The following is a 9,192-nucleotide window of genomic DNA, read 5'->3' on the forward strand; positions in this document are numbered from 1 at the left end:
CGGCGGATGGCCCATGTTCGAACTGGAAAGCGTCAGCTTCAGCATTCCTGGACGCACCCTGCTGCACCCCCTGAGCCTGAACATTGCCCCCGGGCGCGTGGTCGGGCTGATCGGTCACAACGGCTCGGGCAAGTCCACCCTGATCAAGCTGCTCGCCCGCCAACAGCAGCCCAGCAGCGGAACGATCCGTTTCAACGGCCAGCGGCTTTCCGCCTGGGGCCAGCGCGACTTCGCCCAGCAGGTCACCTACCTGCCACAGCAGCTGCCGCCGACCGATGGCCTCTGCGTACGCGAGTTGGTCGGCTTCGGTCGCTACCCCTGGCACGGTGCGCTCGGCCGCCTCGGCGCCGAGGACCGCGACCATATCCACCGCGCCATGGAGCTGACCGACACCAGCGCCTTCGCCGACAGCCTGGTCGATCAACTGTCCGGCGGCGAACGCCAGCGCGTCTGGCTGGCCATGCTGCTGGCGCAGAACACCCGCTACCTGCTGCTCGACGAGCCTACCTCGGCGCTCGATATCGCCCATCAGGTCGAGGTCCTCTCACGCGTCAGGGAACTCAGTCGCCAGCTCGGCCTCGGCGTGCTGGTGGTACTGCATGACATCAATATGGCGGCGCGCTACTGCGACGACCTGCTGGCGCTGCACAGCGGGCGCCTGCTGGCCCAGGGCAGCCCGGCCGAGCTGATGCAGGGCGAAACCCTGGAGCGCATCTACGGCGTGCCCATGGGCGTGCTGGCCAACCCGGTGGACGGCTCGCCGATCAGCTACCTGCACTGAGAGGCGCGGCGGGACGGCGCTACAGCTCGCCGCCGAAGGGCGGCGGCCGCTCCAGCAGCGGACAGTTCTCGCACAGTTCCAGCTCGGGCAGCAGGTAGCGAATGCAGCACACCCGTCGTTGCCGCCAGGGCATGGCAGCGCCTTGCAGCTCGATATAGCGCACCGGTTGATACAGCGGGTTGCGCCGCCCATCGGGGCGCACGGCCGTTTGCAGCAGGCTGAAGCCGTCCGCCAGCAGCGGCGCCGGCAGGATCTTGGCCAGCACCGTCAGCAGCCACTCGAAATAGTTGCCGGCATTGCTCCAGAGCACCTTGGGGGCGATCTTCACCTGGCTGGTCAGGGCCTGGATGAAGGGCTGCAGGTGCTCGTCCTGCAAGTGGGCGAAGCGCTCGAAGGGGTCGCCCGGGGCGAACGGCTCGCCCGCATCGCGCAGCTTGAACGCCTGCGGCATGTGTTGTTCGTCGAGCACCACCTCGAGGTGCTCGATGTGCAGCGGCAGGCGCCGGTTCAACACCAGCGCGGCGGCCACCACCGGCGGAATCAGCCGCACGAAATAATGCTTGGACCACTGCGACACCAGCGCCCGCGGGTCGCCGCCGGCATGCTCGGCGGCGAACCCGGCGAGCAGCTGCGGCAAGCCCTGGGGGCTCAGCAACTCGCTCAGGGGCACCGACGGCCGCGGGTCGTCGGTGAGCACCAGCGTCTCGCGATAGGCCGCGAAATCGCCGACGAACAGCGGCGCCAGCGCCTCAATCACCGTTCATGCTTCCCGTCGCCCTCAACACAGCGCCCCGCCGTCGAAGAAACGCTCACGGCCGATCGCCATCAGCGCCGCGCGCTTGTGCGGGAAATCGAAGTCCTTTTCCCGGTAATAGCCCAGCTGCTGCATATAGCCGATCATCTTCGCGTTGTCGGCCCGCGGCTCGGCCACCACCTTGCGCGTGCGCGGATCGTCGAGAAAGGCGTAGTGGGTCAGCGCGGCCAGCCAGCTGGCGACCTTGTGCGGCCCGCGGTGCGCCTGCTCGCCGACCAGCATGTGGATGCCGCGGTCATAGTCGTCCACCGCATAGAAGGGCGCGATGCGATCCTCCCGGGCCCAGTAGAGCTCGAAATAGGCGAACGGCTGGTCATCGAAGCAACCGATCAGGCTGTGCACATGGGGGGCGGCGGCGATGCCCTGCAGGTAGGTGCGGTGCTGTTCCAGGCTGCCGCCCTCCTGCCAGAACTGCAGAACCCGCGGCGTGTTCTGCCAGCGGTTGAAGCGTTCCAGATCCGCGTCGATATCCAGGCTGCGCAAGGATATCCACGCCCCCAGGCGCGCATCGAAGCGCCGGTACAGCTCGCCGCGCGGCTTGCTCCGGCGCAGCGGGTGGCGCTTGCCGTCGCGCATCACCAACTGCTCCGGGTAAGGCGCCTGGGGCTGCGCCAACCAGGGCTGCGCCAACTGCCAGAACACCCCGCGCTCGACCTGCCAGACGCCCGCCTCGGCGGCCGGCCGCAGCCAGTCCTGGCAACGCTGCACGGCGGCCTCGTCGAGGCCGCGCCAGGTCAGGCGACGGGCCTGCGGGCGGTGGGCGAAGCACCAGTAGCAGGCGTTCCACAGCGCAGCGGCGCCATCCGCGGCGGCCAGCTCCAGCAGCTGCAGGCTGTCGTCTTCGCCGCTGCGCAGGTGCAGCAGCGGCTGGCCGTCGCACCACAGCCAGGTATCGCCTTGGCGTTGTTCGCCGCGCACGACCCGGCCATCGGGCAGCGGCAGCGGGCGGGTGACGTCCGGGTTCATCGGCGGCCCTCCGCGGTTCGCCCTTCGGCCATCGCCACCACCACCTTGCGCGGCCCCTTGAACGGCGCGCGGGCGTGGGCGGTGAGCATGTTGTCGAGCATCAGGATGTCGCCGCTGTGCCAGGGAAAGCGGATGGCGCACTCGTCGAGGACGCCGCGCACCTCGTCCAGCAGGCTCGCCTCGATCGGCGTGCCGTCGCCGTAGTAGACATTGCGCGGCAGGCCTTCGAGCCCCACCGAGTCGATGAGGATCTCCTGGGTCTCGGCGTCCAGCGCCGACAGGTGGAACAGGTGCGCCTGGTTGAACCACACCCAGTCACCGGTGCGCGGGTGCTGGGCAACGCCCTGGCAGCGCTGGCGGGTGCGCAGCTCGTCGCCGTCCAGCCACTCGAACTGGATGCCCTTGTCGCGGCAGTAGCGCTCCACCGCCTGGCGCTCGTCGGTGTTGAACACCTGCTGCCAGGGCAGATCCAGGCCGTTGCCATAGTTGCGCACGTACAGCAGCTGCTGGTCGGCGAAGCGCTGACGGATCGCCGGATCGATGCGCCGGTAGACCTCGCGGCTGTCGGCAATCGGCGTCTCGCCGCCCTGCTCCGCGGCCTGGGCGCAGTAGAACCAGATGCGCATGGGCCACTCGGTGGTGTAGGCCTGCTCGTTGTGCAACGGAATGGCGCGATGCGCCGGGAACTCCGTCGAGGTGTAGACCCCGCCGGCGCCGACCTTGCTGCGCGGCGTGGAGCCGAACTCGTAGCTCAGCAGCGGATGGCCGAAGGCACCGGCAAAGCCCTGGAAGGCGGCCACGTCAATACCGGCGAAGCCGCTGAAGAGCATGCCGCCCTCCACTTCCAGGCGCTCGTGCACCAGTTGCTGCAGCGCCGGCAGGTGCTGCGCCAGGGTCTGCCCCGCCTGCATCGGGCTGACCCGTAGCGGCAGCCCGGCTTCGACACGCAACGGCAGATGCGCCAGATCGATAGGTTGGTTCATCGGTCTGCTCCGCGTGCGTCGGGGTTCACGCCATGGCCTGGCGCAGGCTCAACGGACGCATGTCGGTCCAGGTCGCCTCGATGTAGGCCAGGCAGGTGGGCTTGTCGCCGGCAACGCCGACGGCCGTCCAGCCTTCGGGGATGGCCTTGTAGTCCGGCCAGATGGAGTACTGCTGCTCCTGGTTGACCACGACCTGAAAGCGCGCGTTCTCGTTGTCGAAGCTCATGCGGTTACCTCACTGAAAGTGGCTGCGTTGTCTCTACAGAGACGAATGGCCGGCGACAAAATTTAACGATTCATCGCCTGCAGTGCGTCGCCGATCTGGGCGGCGATGATCGCCGTGGAGCGTGGCCCGCCGAAGGTCCAGTAGGGCGTCGCGAGAAACCCGTAGTGCTGACGTCTGGCCAGCGGCAGCGCACGCCACAATCGGCTGTCGAAGAACGGCGCCTCGACCTGGCCGCCGATGAACAGCACGCGCAGCCGCTCCTCGCCGGCGAGGGCGCGCATGTCGATACGCCGGTGCAGGCTGTGGGCCGAGTGCAGCGGCCAGGGCGAATGCACGCCGAGACGCGCCATCAGGCTGCCGATCAGGGTCTGCTGGTTGAGGGCGATGAACGTGCCCTGCTGCACCAATGGGTAGAGCACCGCCACCGGCTCGCCGGCCAGCCCGCCTTCGCGCACCGTCCGCTGCGCCGCCGCGAGCGCCGCCCGTGCTTCCTCGACCGCCTGGCGCGCCTGGGCCTGACGCCCGGTCAGCTGGCCCAGGTGGAGCAGCATGGCCTCGCCGATGGCGACGCCGTCAGGCCCGCCGGCGGCCAGCGAGACCTGGTAGATCAGCGTGGGCGCCAGGCCGTCGAGGCGCTCGAACAGCTGCAAATGCAGGTAGGCCACGCCGACGACGAGATCCGGCTTGAGCCGCGCGATGGCCTCCAGATCCGGCTGCTGCGCACTGCCGAGGGCCACGCTGTGTTCGAGCAGCTCGTCGCCGATGCCGATGTAACGGCGGTAGTTCGCCAGGTTGGCCACACCCACCGGCTCGATGCCCAGGGACACCAGCAACTCGGTGGTCAACTCATCCAGGCTGACGATGCGCTGCGGCTGCGCGGCAATGGCGGCGGACTGCCTGGCCACCAGCGCCGCGTCGGCGCCGGCCCAGGCGCTGCACGACAGGCTGGCCAGCAGCACCCAGCAGGCAAAACGGGAAATCAGCACCGGATCACCTCCGACTCGCGGTGAAGTAAACGCGGCTGAGCAGCAGCAGGAAGCACGGCGCGCCGATGGCCGCGGTGGCGATGCCCAGCGGGATATCCAGCGGCGCCAGCAGCAGCCGCCCGAGCAGGTCGGCCGATGCCAGCAGAACCGCGCCCAGCAGCGGCGCCGCCAGCAAGCGCTGACGGGCGCGATGGAAGCCCAGCAGGCGCACGCCATGGGGCACCAGCAAGCCGACGAACGCCACCGGCCCGACCACCGCCACGGCGGCCGCGATCAGGGCGCTGGCCAGGGCGATCAGCATCACCCGTCGGCTCGGCACCGACAAGCCGAGGCTGCCCGCCACGCCATCGCCCAGTTGCAGCAGGTCCATCCAGCGCGTCGTCGCCGCGCACAGGCCCAGCCCCACTACCAGCCAGGGCAGCATGGCCAGCAAGTCGTCCCAGGTGCGGCCGTAGCTGCTGCCGACCATCCAGATCAGGGCCTCGGCGATATTGCTGGTGAACTGCGCCACCAGCAGGCTGACCAGCGCCAGCACCACGCCGCCGATGGCAAAACCGGTCAGCGTCACCCGCAGCGGCTCCAGGCCATGGCGCAGGTTCAGGCCGATCACGATCAGCAGCGCCAGCCCGGCGCCGGCCCAGGCCAGCGGAAAACGCCAGGCGACGGCCAGCTCGGGGATAAAGATCAGGGCGAGCAGCACCGCCAGCGCCGCCATCTGGCTGACCCCGAGGATTTCCGGGCCGGCCAGGGGGTTGCGCGTCACCGCCTGCAACAGCATGCCGCTGGTGGCCAGCAACGCGCCGGCCGCCATGTCCACCAGCAAGCGCGGCAGGCGCAGGTCGAGCAGCGTCAGCGCCGCCGACTCGCCGTCCAGCACCCGCCGCCAGAACGACCAGACGCCCGCCTCGCCCAGCGCGCTGCCGCACAGCAGCAGAGCCGCACAGAGCAGCGCCGCCAGCAGCGCGAACAGCGGCAGCGGCAGCCGCGCCGGGCGGTTCTCGCCCGGCATGCTGGCGCTCAGCGCCGCGGTCGGCGAACGCCGGCTATAGCGCAGCAGCAGCAGGATCGCCAGCGAGCCGAGAATCGCCGACAGCACCCCGAGCGGCAGGTGAAACCAGGGCTCGAGCGCCGCCACCAGGGCATCGGCGAGCACCGTGAGCAGCGCCCCCCAGATCGCGCAGAGCGGCACCAGGCGCGAGGGGCGCACCACGGCGAAGGCGAAACGCAACAGGTTCGGCGTGATCAGGCCGATAAAGCCCAGCGGCCCGGCCAGGTGAATGGCCAGCGCCGCCAGCAGACTGCCCAAGAGGATGCTCAGCCCCTTCAGCCAGGCCGGCGACAAGCCCAGGGTGCGCATCTGCCCATCGCCGAGCACCGCCAGGTTCAACGGCCGCAACAGCAACAGCAGCGCCAGCGACGCCAGGGGCAGCAGGTACAGCGCCGGCTGCAGCGCGCCCCAGCCGAGCTGCTGCAGGGAGCCGGTGTTCCACAACGACACCACCATGGCGGCCCGGTCGTTGAGGCTGAGAAACAACGCGATCAGCGCGGCGAAGGTCTGCGCCACCGCGACCCCGGCCAGGGTCAGGCGCAACGGCGAGGTGTTCCAGCCACCGGCCATGAGGAAGGTGAACGCCGCCGCCAGCAGGCCGCCGAGAAAAATCAGCGGCAGGCCCAGGGCGCTCGGCAACAGCATGCCGAGGATCACCCCGAGCTGCGCGCCGGCGGTGATGCCCAGCAGATCCGGCGAGACCAGCGGGTTGCGCGTGATCAGCTGCATGATCGCCCCGGACATGCCCAGACAGGCACCCACCAGCACGCCCGCCAGGGCGCGTGGCAGCTGGGTCCACCAGAGCAACAGGCCTTCCAGCGACGGCTCGGCCGACAATGGCGCCCACCAGGCCTCGACGCTCGGCCAGGGGTAGCGCAGCACGCCCTGCCACAGCAGCAGCAGCGCCAGCAGACCCAGGCCCAGCAGCGCCAGGCCGCCGTGGCCGAGGCCGCGTGTCCGTTGCGGCAGCCCGGCGCCAGTCAAACTCGTCATGACATGTTCCCCACCTATGCAAAAAGGCGAAGGGTTGCCCCCTCGCCTTGGTTTGCGTGCCGCGTGCCCGCCTTACCAGCGGAACGAGACGGTGCCCAGCAGGCTACGTTCCTCGCCCCAGTAGCAGCGACCGGCGTTGTTGCAGGAGCCGACATATTCCTTGTCGAACAGGTTCTTGGCGTTCAGGTCGACCGACCAGTTGTTGTCGATCTCGTAGCCGATGGCGGCATCCACCAGGGTCACGTCGCCGGTGTCCAGGCGGCCGTAGGAGACCACCGCGGGGTTGCTGCCCGGCGGGTTGGTGTAGGCGAAGGTGCTGTCGATATGCCGCACGCCGGCGCCCAGGCGCAGGCCGCGCAGGTTGCCGTCGAGGAAGCGGTAGTTGGCCCACAGCGAAGCCAGGTTGCGCGGCACGCCGGTCATCTGCTTGTCTTCCACCAGCGAAGTGGCGGCATCCTCGGTGACGCGCACGTCGGTGTAGGTGTAGGCGAAGACCAGGCTGAGGTTCTCGGTGACGTCGCTGTTGACCTCCAGCTCCACGCCCTGGGAGCGGCTCTCGCCGACCTGGCGGTAGTCGGAAACGTCCCAGATGACGTCGTTCTCCTTGGTCAGGTCGAACCAGGACAGGGTGATGGCGGTGTTCCAGTCCTTGGGTTCGTACTTCACCCCCACCTCGTACTGCTCGGCGGTGATCGGGTCCAGCGGCCCGCTGCTGGCGGAGAGTTCCTGCACCGGCACGAAGGCGGTGGAGTAGCTGACGTAGGGCGACAGACCGTTGTCGAACTGGTACATCACCCCGCCCTGCCAGGTGCCCTTGTGGTCGCTGTAGTCGAGGTCGGTGGCCGGCGCGAGCTTGTTGCGGTATTCGTTGTCGACCGAATCGAAGCGGCCGCCGAGCAGGAAGATCCAGTTCTCGTACTTGCTCTGCAGCTGGGTGTAGACGCCGGTCATCTTCTGCGTGAGCAGGGTGTTGCCCTGGGCGATCGGCGTGGTCGGCTCGCCCACTACGCCCCAGGCCGGGTTGTAGTAGTCGATCAGCGGGATGATGCCGACGTCCTGATTCTGGTTGAAGGAGGTGCGGTCGAAGCCCAGGCCCACCAGCAGGGTGTGCTGCAGGGCGCCGGTGGCGAACTTGCCTTCCACCTGGTTATCCAGCGAGTAGGTGATCGACTTGTTGTAGCGATCGCGCGCCAGGTTGGTGCCGACGGTGCTGCTGTAGTCGGCGCTGGACAGACTGCTGCTCGGCCACACCTCGTTGCGCTGGATGCGCGACTGCAGGTAGCGCGAGTTCTGGCGGAACTGCCAGTCGTCGTTGAAGCGGTGGCTGTATTCGTAGCCCAGGGTCCAGACCTCGCGGTCGAAGTCGTCCCAGTCCGGGTGGCCGACCAGGGTGTCCTTGTCCAGCTTGCCGTTGGGGTTGTCCAGCAGGGTGCCGGCCGCCGGCAGGCCCAGTTCGATCTTGGTGCGATCCTTCTGGTAGTTGGCGAGCAGGGTCAGGCTGTTGTAGTCGTCGAAGTTCAGCGTCAGCGACGGCGCGATGTAGATGCGGTCGTCCTGCACGTGGTCGACCGCGGTGTCGGCGTTGCGCCCCAGCAGCACCACGCGGCCGAGCACGTTGCCGCTGTCGTTCAGCGCGCCGGAAACGTCCACGCCCAACTGGCGGCGGTTGTTGGAGCCGTAGCTCAGTTGCACCTCGCCGCGCGGTTGAGCAGTCGGGCGCTTGCTCACCAGGTTGACCAGGCCGCCCGGAGCGTTCTCGCCGTAGAGAATCGAGGTCGGGCCGCGGAACACTTCCACGCGCTCCAGGCCGTAGGGCTCGGTAGTGGTGTCGTAGCGGTTGCCCTGCACGCGCAGGCCATCGCGGTAAAGGCCGTAGCCGTAGTCGGTGGCGTTGAAACCGCGAATGAAGAAGTAGTCGCCGGCCAGGCCATCGCCCACGGCGAAGGGCGGGGCGAAGATGCCGGGCACGTAGCCGAGGATATCGGTGAGAGTCTGCGCCTTCTGATCCTCGATGCGCTGGCGGGTTACCACCGACACCGAACGCGGGGTCTCCGACAGCGGCGTGCTGGTCTTGCTCGCGGTCAGGCTCTTGGCCGCCTTGTAGCCGAAGTCGGGGCCCTGCGCGCCCTCTTCCTCGCCGGTGACGGTGGTCGACGGCAGCGTCACCGAGTCGTCGGCCTGGGCCAGGCCCTGGATGGAAAGTGTGCCCACCAGCGTGGCGAGCAAGGTCATACGAAAGGCAAAACTATTCTGATCGGAACGACGCATTGAAATTATCCGTCCTGCTGAAATGTCCCCCGCGAGCGCCCAGCGGGCGCTCCCCCATAAGACTGCGGCGGTACTTTAATGAAATCGACAGAGTAAATAAACAGTAAATCTTCTCATTTAGATTAGC

General features: G+C 68.3%; 8 protein-coding genes. 1 reads left to right on the forward strand and 7 read right to left on the reverse strand.

What is annotated here, in order from left to right; translation table 11 throughout:
• Positions 1–13 precede the first annotated feature (13 nt).
• Complete coding sequence (locus ACIGKL_RS02495) at positions 14–781, forward strand: ATP-binding cassette domain-containing protein (RefSeq protein ID WP_397485144.1); 768 nt, start codon at positions 14–16, stop codon at positions 779–781.
• Positions 782–800: 19 nt separating this feature from the next.
• Here ACIGKL_RS02495 and fhuF read toward each other — a convergent pair whose 3' ends face one another.
• The 7 genes from fhuF to ACIGKL_RS02530 all read right to left on the reverse strand — a co-directional run bounded on the left by fhuF (position 801) and on the right by ACIGKL_RS02530 (position 9,029).
• A complete protein-coding gene (fhuF, locus tag ACIGKL_RS02500) occupies positions 801–1,538 on the reverse strand; it encodes a siderophore-iron reductase FhuF (RefSeq protein WP_397485145.1) in 738 nt (245 codons plus the stop codon).
• A gap of 21 nt (positions 1,539–1,559) precedes the next feature.
• A complete protein-coding gene (locus ACIGKL_RS02505; protein WP_397485146.1) occupies positions 1,560–2,561 on the reverse strand; it encodes a GNAT family N-acetyltransferase in 1,002 nt (333 codons plus the stop codon).
• A complete protein-coding gene (locus ACIGKL_RS02510) occupies positions 2,558–3,544 on the reverse strand; it encodes a TauD/TfdA family dioxygenase (RefSeq protein ID WP_397485147.1) in 987 nt (328 codons plus the stop codon). The genes ACIGKL_RS02505 and ACIGKL_RS02510 overlap by 4 nt, the downstream gene beginning before the upstream one ends.
• Positions 3,545–3,569: 25 nt before the next feature.
• Positions 3,570–3,770: an MbtH family protein gene (locus tag ACIGKL_RS02515; protein ID WP_397485148.1), complete on the reverse strand. Its 201-nt coding sequence runs from the start codon at positions 3,768–3,770 to the stop codon at positions 3,570–3,572.
• A 62-nt stretch (positions 3,771–3,832) separates the two neighbouring features.
• Positions 3,833–4,756, reverse strand: coding sequence for an ABC transporter substrate-binding protein (locus tag ACIGKL_RS02520; protein WP_397485149.1), 924 nt, complete (start codon positions 4,754–4,756; stop codon positions 3,833–3,835).
• Positions 4,757–4,760: 4 nt separating this feature from the next.
• Positions 4,761–6,797: a Fe(3+)-hydroxamate ABC transporter permease FhuB gene (gene fhuB, locus ACIGKL_RS02525; RefSeq protein WP_397485150.1), complete on the reverse strand. Its 2,037-nt coding sequence runs from the start codon at positions 6,795–6,797 to the stop codon at positions 4,761–4,763.
• A 72-nt stretch (positions 6,798–6,869) separates the two neighbouring features.
• The gene (locus tag ACIGKL_RS02530) at positions 6,870–9,029 is read right to left on the reverse strand and encodes a TonB-dependent siderophore receptor (RefSeq protein ID WP_397486237.1); all 2,160 of its coding nucleotides are present in this window, start codon (positions 9,027–9,029) and stop codon (positions 6,870–6,872) included.
• Positions 9,030–9,192 lie beyond the last annotated feature (163 nt).

Source organism: Pseudomonas sp. NPDC077186 (assembly GCF_044543505.1).
Taxonomy (GTDB): domain Bacteria; phylum Pseudomonadota; class Gammaproteobacteria; order Pseudomonadales; family Pseudomonadaceae; genus Aquipseudomonas.